This is a genomic window from Janthinobacterium sp. 75, assembly GCF_004365495.1.
Taxonomy (GTDB): domain Bacteria; phylum Pseudomonadota; class Gammaproteobacteria; order Burkholderiales; family Burkholderiaceae_D; genus Janthinobacterium.
In genome coordinates, this window is sequence record NZ_SORD01000001.1 from 5,051,241 (window position 1) to 5,066,152 (window position 14,912).

Below are 14,912 nucleotides of genomic sequence, written 5' to 3' on the forward strand. Positions count from 1 at the left end.
ACAATCCTGCAACATCTTGCCATACATTCAGAGAAATAGGTGGCCGCAAGTCGCCTGCGGAACGGCACAAGCGGCCTCGGGAGTAAATTTTTCCCGGCTGTCTTCCGACGCTAGCTTAATACAGTACGCCAGTGGAAAACAGCATTATCTGTCCCTTGCGCTGTTAAATACAGGCAACAGCAGAGTCAAAAGAGTCAGTCTTGCCGTGCAGACAAAACACAACAAGATTCAGGAAAAGTGGGCGCAAGACGGGGGCTGGGTGACTTCGTTCTTGATAGTGATTTGTGCCAAGAGCTGACGCAGCACGCGCGCATCGCTGGCTAGCGCCACATGGCCGATGCCGCCGAAGGCCAGATTGCGCGCGCCGGGCAAATGGGCGGAAGTTTGAGGCGCGACAATATTATCGTGATGTGAATACATCGAAGTGATCAGTGCGCGCCGTTCCGGCGTCTCGCTGGCGGCCAGCTGCGACAGCCAGGCGTCCGGTGCGCCATTGATGCGGCTCATCTGGCGCGCATTGCTGCCCGCCGCCAGGTTGGCCAGCGCCGTGCCATGGTGCGGCGTGCCGATGGTGATGATGCGGGCCACGCGGGCCACGCCATGCCGGCGCAGCCAGGCGCGCGCCACGAGGCCGCCCATGCTGTGGGCCACCAGAATGACTTGCCCGCTGCCCGTGCGGGCGCACAGCTGGGTAATGGCTTGCTCGACTTGCGGCACGAAATCCTCAATATCGGCGGCTATGGGCTCCAGGTCGACGGCGTCATGCGCGATGCCGGCCCGCGCCAACTGACGGCTCAGCTGCGTCCAGTAGCCGCGGTTGCACACATAGCCGTGAATCAGCAGCACCGGCAAGTCCCCAGCATCCGTGGCGGCGCCAGGCGCCTGCAGGCGCGGCCGCAGCATGTCCCACGACGAGGTCCACAAGGTGGCGCGCAATTCGCCCAGGAACAGGCGCGCGACGCCCAGCACACCCAACTGATATTGCGCTGGCACGGGGCTGCCGGCGCGTCGGCTCTGCCAGAAATTGCGCGCCACGATCAGCGCACGCGCGGCCAGCAGCATGGCCAGCGCCAGCAGCACGGCCATGGCGGGAGAGGCGACGCCCCATGCCTGCATGGCCAGATATGCCACTGCCAGCACGGCCAGCACTTGCAGCAGCATCAGCCACTTGAGGATGCGCGAGATCATGCCGTCGTCGCAGCAGAAACGGGAACGGGCGCGGGCTTGCCCGTCAACGCTTGCGCCAGGCCGCTGGCCAGGCGCGCGGCCAGCGCATAGATGCTCAGCTGCGGATTGGCGCCTATCGAGGTGGGGAACAGCGAACCGTCATGCACCGACAGGTTGCGCACGCCGTGGTAGCGGCCATCGGCCCCCGTCACGCCAAGGCGCGCATCGTCCGACATGGCGCAGCCGCCCATCACGTGGGCTGACACCACTCTGGCCAGCAGCGCCTTGAATGGCAAGCCGTTAATGGCCTGTTTCGCCTGAGCCCAGCTGGTGTAGTGGCTGGCCAGCTCGTGTACGGGATACACGCTTTTCGCGCCAGCGGCGAACTGGATTTCCGCCATCGACAGCAGCGCGCGCCGCACGCCATCCCAGATGAATGGCGTGAGCGGATAGTCGAGCACGGGCGCGCCGAAGCTGTCGATGGACACGCTGCCGCCCGCCGAATCATGGTGAAAGCCGTCGCGCAGCAACGCCAGCAAACCGTGCGCATGGGGGAATTCGCGCATGGTGCGCGCATGTTCATCACCGAAGCCGCCCATGGTGGTGGCCATCAGCAGCGGGTGCAAAGGCGGCGCTTCGAGTTTGTAGCCGATAGGACCATCGATGGGCGCCACGTGCAGGAAATGGTCGGAATAAATCGTTTGCGGCGCGCCCGCGTAGGCGTCGACGCGCTGCGGGAACAGGCCCGCCGAGATCACCGTCGGATGCAAAAAGGTGCGCCGGCCCAGCAAGCCATGCGGGTCAGGCGCCTGCGAGCGCAGCAGCAGCGCCGGCGAGTTGATGGCGCCGCCGGCCAGCACAAAATGTTTCGCCTTCACGGTCATGCGCACGCCCGTCGGTACCTGCCCGCTGGCGTCCAGCGCGGTCACTTGCAGGCTGTCGATGCGCTCGCCCTTGAAGATGAAACGCTCCGCGCGCGCATGCACGAGCAGGCCCGCGCCCAGCGCCAGCGCAGCGGGGATCGTCGTCACCAGCATCGACTGCTTGGCGTTGGTCGGGCAGCCCATGCCGCAGTAGCCAAGGTTCCAGCAGCCGTTCACATTGCGCCGGATGGCTGCCGTCGGGATGCCCAGCACCGTGGCGCCACGGCGCAGCAGATCGTTGTTTTCGTTGGGCGGCACGGCCCAGTCGCTCACGTGCAGGCGTTTTTCCATCATGGCGAACCACGGCGCCATCGCATCCACCGTGTAGCCGGCCAGGCCGAAGTGCTTGTGCCAGTATTCCAGGGTGCCGGGCGGTGTGCGAAAACTCGAGGTCCAGTTGACGGTGGTGGAGCCGCCCACGGTGCGCCCCTGCAGGATGTTGATGGCCTTGTCGCGCGTCTTGCGCGCGGCCGATTCCTGGTACAGCGCAGGATAGGCCTGCGCTTCGCGCATCTTGAAGTCTTTTGAGGACTTCAAGCCGCCCTCTTCGACGATCAAGACCTTCAGGCCAGCCAGCGCGAGGATTTCCGCCGTCACGCCGCCACCGGCACCGCTGCCGATGACGACGACATCAGCTTCCAGGCTTCGGTCGGAGGCCAGGGTGCTGGCGTCGGTGACGTTCCAGCCACTGGCCACGCCGATGGCGATGGGGTCGGGAATGGGAGATGTGCTCATAGTGTCCATGTCAGCTCAGTTCGGGCAGCGGTCCCGGATAGCCGATGGCGGCCCAGTGGGCGGCATCGGCGTACCAGGCGCCGAGGATCAGGTCGTGCAGGGCCAGATAAGCCGTCTGCAGGGTGGCCAGGCGGTGCGTACGCCACGACTGCAGGAAAGCGGCCACCTGGGCCGGGTCGGCCCCGGGCCAGCCACCGTGCACGCCGGCAACGAAGCGCCGCGCGGGTGCCAGCGCCAGCAAACCAAACAGGTCCTGCACCTCTTGCTGGGCCGCCAGGGGCAGGCCGTGGATGGCCGTTTCCACCCCGGCGATAGCGCCATCGAGCGCCTTGCTGCGTGTATCGCCCCCCTGTGGCAATGCCTCGCCCAGCATGGCCGGCACGATGGCCGCCAGCGCCGCGCGCGCCTCGCCATCGAGTACAAAACGGCCCGGTGGCGCCGGCCCCCGCAGCGCGCGGTACGCGGCGCCGCCGGCGGCCAGCGCACAGGCGCCCAGCAAGCCCAGTTTCAGAAACGATCTGCGTCGCATCAGCATGTCTCCACCACCATGTCTCCCCTTGTTTTGTACGGCCTTTTGCAGGCCAGTGTACGCCAAAGGCATGGGCTGTCCGCACGCAAAACCTAGAGCGTCGCGTCTATTTTTTCGACGCAAACCATAACAGCAGCATGGCCAGCAGCGCCGCCAGCGCACCGCCGATGGCGATGCTGGGCAAACCGAATGCGACGATCAGCGCGCCGCCCAGCGCACCGCCAGCGGCCGTGCCCGCATTGAAGGCGGCAATATTCAAGCCCGCCGCCACGGCGTCACTGCCCGGGCAATGCTGCTGCGCCAGGCGTAGCAAACGCATGGTAGACAGGGTGACGAGGGCAAAGAACAGCAAGCCCAAAGTGCCGCACAGGGCCAGCATGGCCAGCGGCTGGGCACGCAGCACATAAAACCCCAGGAGGTTGCACGCCAGCGCAGCCAGGGCCAGCATGGTGGATCTCAATGCGGATGGGCGATCCGCGCACCAGCCGCCCAGCAGGTTGCCGCCGATGGCGCCCGCGCCAAAGCACAGCATGGCGGCGCCCAGCCAGCCCGCATCGAGTCCGCCCAGTTGCAGCAGGAAGGGCGAGATATACGTGAAAAAGCTGAAGGCGGCTACGCTGACCAGCGCCGCCACCCCGGCCGCCAGCAGCAGGGGCGGCCGCACGATGGCGCGCAGGCTGGCCAGCGGCGATGCGGCAACCGTCTCCTGGCGCGCGGCAGGCATGGCGAAGCGCAAGCCGGCGCCGCCGCACAGGGCCAGCACGCCGATGGCGGCGAATACCCAGCGCCAGGACGAGACGGCGCCCACCCAGGTCCCCAGCGGCACGCCGCCGGCCAGCGCCAGGGTCAGGCCCAGCCAGACGATGGACAGGGCGCGCCCCGCACGGGAAGGGTCGACCAGGCTCGTGGCCGCGTGCGAGGCCACCGCCATGAACACGCCATGCGCCAGGCCCACGACAAAGCGCACGCCCAGCAGCGCGCCCAGTGCCGGCGCTTGCGCCATGCCCAAGCTGCCGACCGCCAGCACGGCCATCGTGGCTACCAGAACCTGGCGCGTGGGCCGGCGCGCCAGCATGGCCGTCAGCATGGGCGCACCGATGGCCGCCCCCAGCGCATACGCAGCGATGGCGCCACCGGCGGCGGCCACGCTGGCATGCAAGTCGCGCGCCATGCCGGACAACATGCCGGCGGCAATGAATTCGGACAGGCCGAAGGCAAAGCTGCACAGGGAGAGCAGATAAATGGCGGGCGGCAGTGCGGTGGCGGCGCGGGGCGCGGCGGAGGTAGAAGCTAGGGACATGGCGATTCCAGGACAGGCAAAAACGCCATGCTGGCCCCTGGGCCATCATCTGTAAAATATCTTATTTATCTTGAAACGAGACGCTTAACGTCTCAATCTAACGTCACACTGTGTGGCAGACAGCCGCAGTTGCGCCAGCAGCCGCTCGCGCACGGGGGAGGTGCGCTGCGGATCCCACGCCATATACAGGTCAAGCTGACGCAAGGCTTCGGGCGCAGCGCTGTGCAGCGGTCGCATGACGACACCGGCGGGCATGGACGCGGCCAGACTGGCCGGCAGCAGGGCCACGCCGAAACCGGCCGCTACCAGGCCCAGCACCGTTTGCAATCGGCGCGCCTGCTGCACCACGTGCGGCACGAAGCCCGCGTGCAGGCACAGGCTGGCCAGCTGGTCATGAAAACCCTGGCCCAACTCGCGTGGCGAGGCGACGAAATCGGCGCCGGCCAGGTCTGCCAGATCCACCCTCGCCTGCCCCGCGCAGCGGTGGTCGGACGGCAGCGCTATCAGGATGTCTTCGCCGGACAGACGCTCGAAGCGCAAGCCGGGCGTGCTGCGCCCCGGCGCGCGCAGCAGGGCGATATCCACCTCACCCTGCTCCAGCCACTCGACCTGTTGCTGCGTCGACGCTTCGCGCAAGGTAAATTGCACGGCGGGCGAAGCGGCGCGGAAGGCGCGCAAGGCTTGCAATACGTGGGCATACGGCGTGATGTGGATGAAACTGAGGCGCAAGTGGCCCTCGATGCCCTGCGCCACGCGGCGCGTGGCCGCCACGCCCTCTTCCAGGCTGGCCAGCACCTGGCGCGCCGTGACAAGAAAAGTGCTGCCGGCCGGGCTCAAGCTGACCTTGCGGTTGCTGCGCTCGAATACGGGGTAGCCCAACGCCGCTTCCAGCCGCAGGATAGCCTGCGACAACGGCGGCTGCGCCATGTGCAGCCGTTCGGCCGCGCGCCGGAAATTGAGTTCCTCGGCGACGGCGATGAACTGGCGCAGCAGCCGGGTTTCTATCATGGGCCTTTTTTCGCCATCGCCAGGATATGCCGCGCGATGCCGCGCAGGATATTGACTTCTTCCGTCTCCAGCCCCGTGCGCGAAAACAGGCGTTTCAAGCGGGGCATCAGCTTTTTCGGGTTGTCGGCGTCCAGAAAATCGATCGCCACCAGCGCCTGCTGCAAGTGATCGTACATGCCGTCGACCTGCGCCAGGCTGGCTGCGTCGCCATGGAAACCGACGGGGCTGGCCAGCTGCCCATCACCCAGGGCCGCCACGCGGCATTCATAGGCGACGACCTGCGCCGCCTGCGACAGGTTCAGCGAGGAATACTCGGGATTGGCGGGGATGTTGATCAGCACATTGCACTGCTCGACGATCTCGTTGGGCAAACCGAAACGCTCGTTGCCGAAGATGACGGCCGCGTGCAGCTCGGTGCCCGCCGCCAGCTGGGCCGCGATGGCGCGCGGGGCCGTGACGGGCGGCGAGAATTCGCGCAGGCGGGCCGAGACAGCGGCCGCGTAGTTGCAGCCTTCGAGCGCCTCGGCGATCGAGCCAACGATGCGCGCGCCGGACAAAATATCCTGTGCGCCGCTGGCGAAGGCCACCGCTTCCGCGTCCGTCAAGGCATCGGGAAAACGGGGATTGACCAGCACCAGATCGGAAAAACCCATCGTTTTCATGGCCCGCGCGACGCCGCCAATGTTGCCAGGACGACTAGTTTCGACAAGAATAAATCGCAGGCGTTTGAAAAGAGACGTGTTGATTTCGGGCAGATTCATTTAAAATAGCGCTATTGCGCGGTATCGATACAGGAAATTTCGGGAAACGGAGTCACAAAACGCTGACTCCAGGCCGGGATTTTAACCACTTCGGCACCGCTCCGCTCTTTAATTCATTCTTGCACTCTATCGTACCGGCGCCGAAAGGCGACGCTGGGCGGTCGCGTGCTTTTAACGGAAGCTCACATGCACCCAATGCTCAACACGGCGATCAAAGCCGCCCGCCGCGGCGCCGCCGTCATCAATCGCGCCTCTTTTGACCTCGACCGCGTCGTCGTCACGGAAAAACAACATAACGATTTCGTCACTGACGTCGACCAGGCGGCTGAACAAGCCATTATCGAGGTGCTGTCCAAAGCCTACCCGGACCACGCGTTCCTGGCTGAGGAATCGGGAGCTTCCGCCAACTCGCACGACGAGAATGAATATCAGTGGATCATCGACCCGATCGATGGCACCACCAACTTTATCCACGGTTTCCCGCAATACTGCATCTCGATCGCGCTCGCGCATCGCGGCGTCGTCACGCAAGCCGTCATCTACGATCCGGTACGCAACGACCTGTTCACGGCCACCAAGGGCGCCGGCGCCTACCTGAACGAAAAACGCATCCGCGTGACCAAGCTGGACCGCATCTCGAATGCCCTGCTGGGCACCGGCTACGTGGCCGGCAGCGCCCGCGCGCTGGATGAATACCTGAAGATGTACGCGATCATGGGTGAACGCAGCCAGGGCGTACGTCGCGCCGGCTCGGCCGCACTGGACCTGGCCTACGTCGCTTGCGGCCGCCTGGACGGCTTCTACGAAAAAGGCTTGAAGCCATGGGATATCGCCGCCGGCGCCCTGATGATCACGGAATCGGGCGGCATCGTCGGTGAATTCAGCGGCGAATCGGACTACCTGTACAAGGGCGACGTCATCGCCGCCAGCCCGAAGATCTTTGGCCAGATGATTACCTTGCTGACGCCATTCGCTTGATGTAACACAAGCAGTTCCCACGAAAAAACCGGCTCTGGCCGGTTTTTTTGCATTCAGGGGCTGAAATGCCCCGCCACGACAAAACCCAGGGTCATGGCCACCACCATCGCCGCGCCTGTCGGCGTGGGTGGTGCGGGCGATGGCAGGTCGAACCAGCGGCAGGCCACGCCCACCAGCACGCCGAGCACGGAGCCGGCCAGCATCACGTTCATGGCGCCTCCCCCGTCAATGCACGGCGCTGCAGGTACAGGTCCGTCAACCAGTAGCCGCAGCTGGTCAGAAACACCAGCAGCGCGGCGCCCAGCAAGGGCGGCGCCGGTACGGGGATGCGTGCCAACTGGCAGACAAAACCCACGACAAAGGCCAGCAGCAGGCCCAGCATCACTTTCCGGTAGCGCATGTCGCCTCCTAGAACGCGAAGCAGCTGCAGCCCAGCGTGCCCCAGAAACCGGAAAAGTCGGCAATCGGCACGGCCGATTTGCGTGCCCTGTCGTGGGCATGGGCATGCACGCCGCAGGCGCCCGCGCACTGGTGCGGCAGCAAGGCTTGCGCCGGCTTGGCTGCAGGACGGTAATGGCCCGGCACCGCGCGCACGGGCGACCATTCGGGCAGCACGGGAATCAGAGGCGGCGCCAGGGAGGAAAATGCCCCCTGGCCGTAGACGATCTTGCCGCCCACCATGGTCAGCACGGATTCGATGGACTTGATCGCCTCTTCCGGCAGCGTGAAATAATCGGCCGACAGCACGGCAAGGTCGGCCAGCATGCCTTCGCGGATACGTCCCTTCTTGCCTTGTTCGCTGGAAAACCAGGCGCTGCCCGCCGTCCACAGTTCCAGCGCCGTATCGCGCGACAATCTGCCCGCTGCATCCGTCAGGGCCAGCCCGCCCACGGTGCGCCCGGATACCAGCCAGTACAGCGCCGTCCACGGGTTGTAGCTGGCGACCCGCGTTGCATCCGTGCCGCCGCCCACGGGCACGCCCGCATCCAGCATGCGCTGCACTGGCGGCGTCGCCTTGGCTGCGTCGGCGCCATAGCGCTCGACAAAGTACTCGCCCTGGAAAGCCATGCGGTGCTGGATGGCCAGGCCGCCGCCCAGCGCCTTGACGCGGTCGATATTTTTGGGGCTGATGGTTTCCGCGTGGTCGAACAGCCAGTGCAAGCCCCCGAAAGGCGTGTCGCGGTTGACCTTTTCGAACACGTCGAGCATGCGGCTGATCGATTCGTCATAGGTAGCGTGCAGGCGGAAGGGCCAGCGCTGCTCGACCAGGTGGCGCACGACCTTTTCCAACTCGTCTTCCATGCCGGCCGCCAGCTCCGGGCGCGGTTCGAGGAAATCCTCGAAATCGGCGGCGGAAAACACCAGCATTTCGCCGGCGCCGTTATGCCGGTAAAAGTCCGTGCCGTCGCCGGGATTCACCATGCCGGTCCACTTCTGGAAGTCCTGCAATTCCGCGCCCTTGTTCTGCGTGAACAGGTTGTAAGCGATGCGGATGGTCAGCTGCTCTTTTTGCGCCAGCTCATCGACGACGGCGTAATCCTCGGGATAATTCTGGAAGCCGCCGCCCGCGTCGATGGCGCTGGTGATGCCCAGGCGATTCAGTTCGCGCATGAACTGGCGCGTGGAGTTGACTTGCAAATCGAGCGGCAATTTCGGGCCTTTCGCCAGGGTCGCATATAAAATCATGGCGTTCGGGCGGGCAATCAGCAAGCCGGTGGGGTTGCCGGCAGCGTCGCGCACGATTTCGCCGCCCGGCGGGTTCGGCGTATTTTTATCGTAGCCGACGGCGCGCAGGGCGGCGCGGTTCAGCAGGGCGCGGTCGTACAAGTGCAAGATGAAGACGGGCGTGTCGGGCGCGGCCGCGTTGATTTCATCGAGAGTGGGCATGCGTTTTTCCGCGAACTGGAATTCCGTCCAGCCGCCCACCACGCGCACCCATTGCGGATTTGGCGTGCGCAGCGCCTGATCTTTCAGCATGCGCAAGGCGTCGGCCAGCGAGGGCACGCCTTCCCAGCGCAATTCCAGGTTGTAGTTCAAGCCGCCTCGTATCAGGTGCAAATGCGAGTCGTTCAGGCCGGGAATCACCGTGCGGCCATCCAGGTCGATCACCTGCGTGGCGGGACCGCGATGGCGCATCACGTCTTCAGCGTCGCCCACGGCGAGAAATTTGCCATCGGCGATGGCGACGGCGGACGCCAGCGGCTGCGTCCTGTCGACCGTATGGAAACGGCCATTGAGTAAAATCGTGCTAGCGTGCATGGGAACTCCCGATTCAGGTGAATGATACCGCCCCGCCGTAGGGCGGCGGTGGCGTGATATCAATAAAATCTCAATGGCCTTCGCTGGCGTTGAACATGGATTTGGCGTAGATCAAGCCCAGGCCATAGCCGCCGCCGTGCGCCACGGCCGTCGCCACCGTCTCGTTGTAGGTCTCGCCGCGGGCCCAGTCGCGCTGAAGTTCCAGCAAGTATTGCACGGACGTCATCGGCTGCGCGCCCGCCTGTATCATGCGCTGCATGGCCATCGCATGCGCTTCATCGGACACGTCGCCGCTGGCATCGGCGATCACGTACACCTCGAATCCCTGCTCCAGCGCCGACAGCGCGGGGCCCACGATGCAGACGGACGTCCACAGGCCCGCCAGCACGATCTTGTCCTTGCCGTAGCCATTCACCTTGTCGGCGATGCGGGCATCTTCCCAGGTGTTCATGCTGGTGCGGTCGACCGGCGCCTGTTCCGGGAAGACGGACTGGATTTCGTCGAAGATGGGGCCGGAGAAGGACTTGGCGGCCACCGTCGTCAGGATCGTCGGCACCGTGAATTCGGCCGCCGCCTTGGCCACCAGGGCCGCATTGTTGCGCAGCAGGGCCAGGTCGATGGAGCGGGTGGCAAACGCCATCTGCGACTGGTGATCGATCATGATCAGGGTATGATCGTTCGGGGTCAGCAGTTTTTGTGCGGCTTGGGCGGTGGCGACAGGCATGATGTTTTCCTCGTGAAAATAATTGAATATAAAATAATCGTGTCCCTCCCGCGCAATGTAGCGCCTTTCTTCTTGCGCCAGCATGCTGCGGGTCAGTGATATGCAGTATGCATGCATCAAATTGAAAACAAAAACGGAAAGAATACCAAGCTATATTCGATTTTTTCGATGATGCAAAATAAGCACACCGAGACCAACTACACGGAGAAAAACATGGGATTTGAATTCAGGATCACGGCCAGCCTGACGCCGGGCCAGCGCCAGCACCTCGAACAACTGCTGGCGGCGCGGCCGCAGGCGCCCAGCAACATGCCCGACACGGACGTCAGGCTGACGAATGCCGGCCTGTATATCTGCCAGTCCTTGCGCCCGGAGGCGTGGCATGGCCTGGACGCCCTGCGCTCCTACCTCGATGCGCAGGGCGTGCCGCATGCCGTCGAGGAGATCGACGACTGAAGCTACAGGGCGCCTTCCAGCATCACCCGCCAGCTGCGGTAGGTGCCCGCAGCGACCGTGCGCAGGGCACTGCCCGCGCCATCCGCATACAGGCTGCGCGTGCGCTCAGGCTGCCGCAGCAGGTTGGCGCCCGACACGCGCAGGCGCAGCTGCTCGCTGAACTTCCACAGCGCATAAATATCCAGCTCGCGCCGGGCGCCCTGCCAGGCCAGCAGCTGGCTTGACTCGCGCGACAGCCCTCCCGCCTGGTAATGCAGGTTGCCGCCCAGGGTCAGCGGCCTGTTGGCCAGCTGGTAATCCGCGCCCAGGTTGGCGCTCCACGGCAGCTGGCCATCGAGGCGGTTGTATGGGCCGGGGACGGCGTCCACCGCGGACCAGTTGCGCGCCAGATTCGCCCGCAGGTCCAGCGCAGGGGCACCGGCAAACAGCGCCGTCAACGGCAGCTTCGCTTCCAGCTCGATGCTGCGCACCTGCGCACGGCCATTGTTGACGGGCCCGGCCACCCAGCGCCCGTTGGCCAGGTGCAGGCGGTCCAGCATGACGTCGCTGATCGTGCGCAGCGAAGCGCTGGCACCCAACATGGCCCCCTCGCCCAGGTAGTATTCGTAGGCGGCATCCAGGCCCCATGCCAGTTCAGGGCGCAGCGCAGGGTTGCCCTGGTTGTCGGGGTTCGTGGGACTATTGCCGTTGTCGACGATATAGGGGCGCGGGATCAGCTGGAAAATCTGCGGCGCCTTGTAGGTGCGCGTGATGGCCAGGCGCACTTGATCCTTGCCAGCGAACTTCCACAGGCTTTGCAGCACGGGGCTCCACACCTGTGCGCGCACGTCGACGGGCTCCGCGCCACCGGTGGCGCTGGCCGTGCGCCAGGCTTCCCAGCGCAGGCCCAGATACAGCGACCAGCGCGCGGACACCTCCCATTCATCCTGCGCGAACAGAGCCAGGCGCCGCACCGTGGCCACATACTCTTCTTCCGGCAAGACAGGCGGCCCGCCCGGTTCCAGCTGTCGCTCGCGGCGAAAATCCGCGCGCCGCCGGTGGCCCGCTTCCCAGCCCGCCGCCAGCGCGTGCCCCTCGCCCAGAGTCCGGCGATAAGTTCCGCTGGCCTGCACGCCCACATCGTCCACGCCCGCATCGACCAGGCGCACATTCGCCGGCCCGGGCACGGCGCCGACACCCTGGAACAGATAATCGCTGCTGCGGTGGTTGACATCGAGGCCGAGTTTTACATCGAGGCTGGCACCATGTTCGAGCTTGCGCAGCCAGTGCAGATCGCTGCGCACGGTGCTGCTGTCCTGATTGAAGGCGGCGTCGTTGTCCGGATACCCGGTATGACCGCCCAGGTAAGCCGTTTCCACCACATGACGGCGGCTGGCCAGGCGGCGGACATTGAGCAGGCTTTGCCAGGCCAGGCTGCCCTCGCCCGCCAGCGCCCATTGCAATCGGGGCGCCAGCTCGAACGTATCACTGGTCACGCGCTCGGTCAGCGGCATGTGGCGCACTACCGTGGGCGTGCCACCGGCAGCATATTCGCGGTTCCATTCATCGAGCAAACCCCGGCGCCCTGTGTGGCCTAGCGTGCCGGCCAGCGCATACGACAGGCGCCCGTCCCGGTCCGTCCATTGCACGCCAGCGCTGCCGGCGGACATGCCGTTGCTGGCCGAGCTACCCAGCTTGAAGGTGCGCTCGCGCCGCTTGCCAGATCTTTTCAGCACGATGTTGATGGAGCCGGCGATCGCCTGCGCGGAAAACTCCGCCGTGGCGGCGCGCATGATTTCCACGCGCTCGACCAGTTCCGGGTCCAGAGAGTCGAGCGAAAAACCGGCCGGCACGGGCACGCCGTCGAGCATGACGAGGGTATACCCCTGTCCCAGCCCGCGCAGCTGGATTTGCCCGCCAGTCGTGCCCGAAGGCGTGCCGGCCGGCGCGCCGATGGTAACGCCGGGCAGGCGCTTCAAGGCATCGGACAGCACGCGGTCGCCCTGGCGTATCAGTTCATCGTGGCCGACGACGATGCCGGCGACAGAGTCGCTGCGGCGCTGGTCCATTTTTCCCGCACTGACTGTCACGGAAGGAAGGGTGTCGTCGGCACGGACGTGCGCCGTCAACGGCAGCGCGAGGCTGCACAAGAGAATACTCAATCGCATGGGAATTCCAAAAAGGATGAACGGTCACCGGGCCAGGCGCGCCGCGCCGGCCCGGCCTGCAGGCGTCAGCGGCCGAACTGCTCCTTGCGCATGCGCAAGGCGCGCGCGCTGGCGTTGGCATCGAGGCCGGCCAGCCACTGCTGCGGATCCTGCAAGCGCCCGTTATGGCTGACCTGGAAATGCAAATGCGGCCCCGTCGCCAGGCCCGTGGCGCCCACTGAGCCGATGGCCTGCCCTGCCGTGACGGCCATGCCGGTCGTGAGCGTGACCCGGTCGAGATGCGCATACAGCGTCTCGATGCCACCGCCATGATCAATGCGGACGGCCTTGCCGAGGCGCGCATCTTCGCTGACGCTGGCGATGCCGTCGGCCGCCGCATGCACGGGCGTGCCGCGCCTGGCGCCCAAATCGATGCCGCTATGTCCTTGCGGCGTCATCTCGCGCACCACGCCAAAGAAGCCGGTCACACGCATGGTATCGAGGGGATTGCGCCAGACAGTTGGCGCCGGGGCTGGCGCAGCGAGCACGGCTGCCGGTGCGGCAGCCACCGCCCACGCCAGTGCCGGCTGCAGCGCCAGGCTGGCCGCGCCGATGGCGCACAGCAGCAGCGCCGTCAGTGCCCGCAAGGCCGGAGGCAAGCGATCCTGCCCGTCACGCATCCGCAGCAGGCGCTCGGCCAGGCGGCCGCCGCCAAACGCCAACCCTGGCAGCGGCTGGGCCTGCAGGCCCAGCTGCTTGACCAGCGCCGCCGCATATTGCTGGCGCTGGCGCGCAGGGCGGCCAGCCAGTACCTGGCGGTCGCAACCGAGCTCCTGCGCCCATGCCAGCTTGCCGGACAGCCAGCGTGCGGCCGGATTGAACCACAGCAGCGCCTGCAGCATGGTGGCCAGCAGCAGGAGCAAGGGGTCGCGGCGGCGTGCATGGGTCAACTCATGGGCGATCACCATTTGCTGCTGTTCGGGCGTAAATTGCGCCAGGTGTGCCGGCAGCAGCAGACGCGGCCGCCATACGCCCACCAGCATCGGCGAGATAGGCGCATCCACTTCCAGCACATCCATGCCATGCAGCCGGCGCCGCTGCGCCAGCCGGAGCAAGGTGCGCAACATGGCGCGGCCACGCTGCCAGCGCCAGGCTGTGCAAGCGACGCCCAGCAGATAGACCAGGCTCCAGGCGGCCGGAACCAGGGACAGCCACGCAGCACCGGATGGCAGCCCGGCAACTGGCGCATCCATGGCCATCGCCATGCCGGGCGTTGCGCTGGCCAGGGAAACCGGCACGCTCACCCCGGGCACCACGCTCAGCTGTCGCGTGTCAGGCAACAGCGGCAGCACAAACACGGCGGCCAGCACCAATTGCGCGCCGAGCCACACGCTGCGCTGCGCCGCCAGCGCAGGCCAGCGCCGTTGCCCCAGGTACAGCAAGCCTTGCAGCAGCCAGCCGCTCAGCAGGCAGGCAGCCGTTGCCTGCAGCAAAGTCAGGGTAAACAAGCTCATCGCTTACTCCTTGCTGTCGAGAGGCCAGTCGTGCAGCAGTTGTTCCAGCGCCGCCAGTTCCTGCTGGTCCACCAGTTTGCTGCCTGTAAACATACTGACCGGCAAGGGGCTATCGATTTCCATCACGCGGCGGCCGAAGTCATGGGCGAACGCGGCCAGGGTGGCCACCTTGTCCACATTGGCTTCATAGACGAGTACGCCGTGCACGCTGCGCTGCAGCAGCATGCCCTTGTCCAGCATGCGCTCCAGGGTCTTGCGCGTGGATGAAAACGACCAGCCCAGCGCATCTTCCACGCGGGCGTGCAACTCACGCGCGGAAAGCGGCTGCTCTTTCCACAGGGCTTTCAATAACGATAGTTCAGTGACGGAGGGCGTACTCATGGTGATTCCTTCTAGTGACTATTGACACAATTATGCGACAACAGTCACACG

General features: G+C 65.5%; 15 protein-coding genes. 2 read left to right on the forward strand and 13 right to left on the reverse strand.

The window, feature by feature from the left end; all coding sequences use genetic code 11:
- Positions 1 to 228: 228 nt before the first annotated feature.
- From C8C89_RS22955 to C8C89_RS22980, 6 genes are all read right to left on the reverse strand, one after another.
- Positions 229 to 1,188 (reverse strand): alpha/beta fold hydrolase, encoded by a 960-nt coding sequence (locus tag C8C89_RS22955; RefSeq protein WP_101480407.1) that lies wholly within the window; start codon positions 1,186 to 1,188, stop codon positions 229 to 231.
- A complete protein-coding gene (locus C8C89_RS22960; protein WP_133992743.1) occupies positions 1,185 to 2,825 on the reverse strand; it encodes a GMC family oxidoreductase in 1,641 nt (546 codons plus the stop codon). Before C8C89_RS22960 ends, C8C89_RS22955 begins: the two co-directional genes overlap by 4 nt.
- 10 nt (positions 2,826 to 2,835) lie before the next feature.
- The gene (locus C8C89_RS22965; protein ID WP_101480405.1) at positions 2,836 to 3,360 is read right to left on the reverse strand and encodes a hypothetical protein; all 525 of its coding nucleotides are present in this window, start codon (positions 3,358 to 3,360) and stop codon (positions 2,836 to 2,838) included.
- Between the two features lie 100 nt (positions 3,361 to 3,460).
- Positions 3,461 to 4,654, reverse strand: coding sequence for an MFS transporter (locus C8C89_RS22970; RefSeq protein WP_243858196.1), 1,194 nt, complete (start codon positions 4,652 to 4,654; stop codon positions 3,461 to 3,463).
- A gap of 84 nt (positions 4,655 to 4,738) precedes the next feature.
- Complete coding sequence (locus C8C89_RS22975) at positions 4,739 to 5,662, reverse strand: LysR substrate-binding domain-containing protein (RefSeq protein ID WP_133992745.1); 924 nt, start codon at positions 5,660 to 5,662, stop codon at positions 4,739 to 4,741.
- On the reverse strand, positions 5,659 to 6,423 hold the full coding sequence (locus C8C89_RS22980) for an RNA methyltransferase (protein WP_101480403.1): 765 nt from the start codon (positions 6,421 to 6,423) through the stop codon (positions 5,659 to 5,661). The genes C8C89_RS22975 and C8C89_RS22980 overlap by 4 nt, the downstream gene beginning before the upstream one ends.
- A gap of 195 nt (positions 6,424 to 6,618) precedes the next feature.
- On the opposite strand from C8C89_RS22980, the gene C8C89_RS22985 reads away from it, so the two are divergent.
- Positions 6,619 to 7,401, forward strand: a complete 783-nt coding sequence (locus C8C89_RS22985) for an inositol monophosphatase family protein (protein ID WP_035826389.1) — start codon at positions 6,619 to 6,621, stop codon at positions 7,399 to 7,401.
- Positions 7,402 to 7,454: 53 nt separating this feature from the next.
- Here C8C89_RS22985 and C8C89_RS22990 read toward each other — a convergent pair whose 3' ends face one another.
- The 4 genes from C8C89_RS22990 to C8C89_RS23005 all read right to left on the reverse strand — a co-directional run bounded on the left by C8C89_RS22990 (position 7,455) and on the right by C8C89_RS23005 (position 10,384).
- Positions 7,455 to 7,613 carry a DUF1427 family protein gene (locus C8C89_RS22990; protein WP_101480402.1) on the reverse strand — a complete coding sequence of 53 codons (159 nt, stop codon included), beginning with the start codon at positions 7,611 to 7,613 and terminating at the stop codon, positions 7,455 to 7,457.
- A complete protein-coding gene (locus tag C8C89_RS22995; protein WP_101480401.1) occupies positions 7,610 to 7,801 on the reverse strand; it encodes a DUF1427 family protein in 192 nt (63 codons plus the stop codon). The genes C8C89_RS22990 and C8C89_RS22995 overlap by 4 nt, the downstream gene beginning before the upstream one ends.
- An 8-nt stretch (positions 7,802 to 7,809) precedes the next feature.
- The gene (locus C8C89_RS23000; RefSeq protein WP_133992747.1) at positions 7,810 to 9,660 is read right to left on the reverse strand and encodes an amidohydrolase; all 1,851 of its coding nucleotides are present in this window, start codon (positions 9,658 to 9,660) and stop codon (positions 7,810 to 7,812) included.
- A 70-nt stretch (positions 9,661 to 9,730) separates the two neighbouring features.
- A complete protein-coding gene (locus C8C89_RS23005; RefSeq protein WP_101480399.1) occupies positions 9,731 to 10,384 on the reverse strand; it encodes a hydrolase in 654 nt (217 codons plus the stop codon).
- A gap of 168 nt (positions 10,385 to 10,552) precedes the next feature.
- On the opposite strand from C8C89_RS23005, the gene C8C89_RS23010 reads away from it, so the two are divergent.
- A complete protein-coding gene (locus C8C89_RS23010) occupies positions 10,553 to 10,840 on the forward strand; it encodes a hypothetical protein (RefSeq protein WP_133992749.1) in 288 nt (95 codons plus the stop codon).
- 2 nt (positions 10,841 to 10,842) lie between these two features.
- Here the strand turns inward: C8C89_RS23010 and C8C89_RS23015 are convergent, their stop codons facing one another.
- The 3 genes from C8C89_RS23015 to C8C89_RS23025 all read right to left on the reverse strand — a co-directional run bounded on the left by C8C89_RS23015 (position 10,843) and on the right by C8C89_RS23025 (position 14,861).
- A complete protein-coding gene (locus tag C8C89_RS23015; RefSeq protein WP_101480397.1) occupies positions 10,843 to 12,987 on the reverse strand; it encodes a TonB-dependent receptor in 2,145 nt (714 codons plus the stop codon).
- Between the two features lie 65 nt (positions 12,988 to 13,052).
- Positions 13,053 to 14,480, reverse strand: a complete 1,428-nt coding sequence (locus tag C8C89_RS23020) for a M23/M56 family metallopeptidase (protein ID WP_101480396.1) — start codon at positions 14,478 to 14,480, stop codon at positions 13,053 to 13,055.
- Positions 14,481 to 14,483: 3 nt separating this feature from the next.
- Positions 14,484 to 14,861: a BlaI/MecI/CopY family transcriptional regulator gene (locus C8C89_RS23025; protein ID WP_101480395.1), complete on the reverse strand. Its 378-nt coding sequence runs from the start codon at positions 14,859 to 14,861 to the stop codon at positions 14,484 to 14,486.
- Between the last annotated feature and the right edge of the window lie 51 nt (positions 14,862 to 14,912).

Bases quoted from the DNA above. Each gene is read 5' to 3' on its own strand.
- C8C89_RS22955 (WP_101480407.1), bottom strand. From the start codon at position 1,188: ATGATCTCGCGCATCCTCAAGTGGCTGATGCTGCTGCAAGTGCTGGCC.
- C8C89_RS22960 (WP_133992743.1), bottom strand. From the start codon at position 2,825: ATGAGCACATCTCCCATTCCCGACCCCATCGCCATCGGCGTGGCCAGT.
- C8C89_RS22965 (WP_101480405.1), bottom strand. From the start codon at position 3,360: ATGCTGATGCGACGCAGATCGTTTCTGAAACTGGGCTTGCTGGGCGCC.
- C8C89_RS22970 (WP_243858196.1), bottom strand. From the start codon at position 4,654: ATGTCCCTAGCTTCTACCTCCGCCGCGCCCCGCGCCGCCACCGCACTG.
- C8C89_RS22975 (WP_133992745.1), bottom strand. From the start codon at position 5,662: ATGATAGAAACCCGGCTGCTGCGCCAGTTCATCGCCGTCGCCGAGGAA.
- C8C89_RS22980 (WP_101480403.1), bottom strand. From the start codon at position 6,423: ATGAATCTGCCCGAAATCAACACGTCTCTTTTCAAACGCCTGCGATTT.
- C8C89_RS22985 (WP_035826389.1), top strand. From the start codon at position 6,619: ATGCTCAACACGGCGATCAAAGCCGCCCGCCGCGGCGCCGCCGTCATC.
- C8C89_RS22990 (WP_101480402.1), bottom strand. From the start codon at position 7,613: ATGAACGTGATGCTGGCCGGCTCCGTGCTCGGCGTGCTGGTGGGCGTG.
- C8C89_RS22995 (WP_101480401.1), bottom strand. From the start codon at position 7,801: ATGCGCTACCGGAAAGTGATGCTGGGCCTGCTGCTGGCCTTTGTCGTG.
- C8C89_RS23000 (WP_133992747.1), bottom strand. From the start codon at position 9,660: ATGCACGCTAGCACGATTTTACTCAATGGCCGTTTCCATACGGTCGAC.
- C8C89_RS23005 (WP_101480399.1), bottom strand. From the start codon at position 10,384: ATGCCTGTCGCCACCGCCCAAGCCGCACAAAAACTGCTGACCCCGAAC.
- C8C89_RS23010 (WP_133992749.1), top strand. From the start codon at position 10,553: ATGATGCAAAATAAGCACACCGAGACCAACTACACGGAGAAAAACATG.
- C8C89_RS23015 (WP_101480397.1), bottom strand. From the start codon at position 12,987: ATGCGATTGAGTATTCTCTTGTGCAGCCTCGCGCTGCCGTTGACGGCG.
- C8C89_RS23020 (WP_101480396.1), bottom strand. From the start codon at position 14,480: ATGAGCTTGTTTACCCTGACTTTGCTGCAGGCAACGGCTGCCTGCCTG.
- C8C89_RS23025 (WP_101480395.1), bottom strand. From the start codon at position 14,861: ATGAGTACGCCCTCCGTCACTGAACTATCGTTATTGAAAGCCCTGTGG.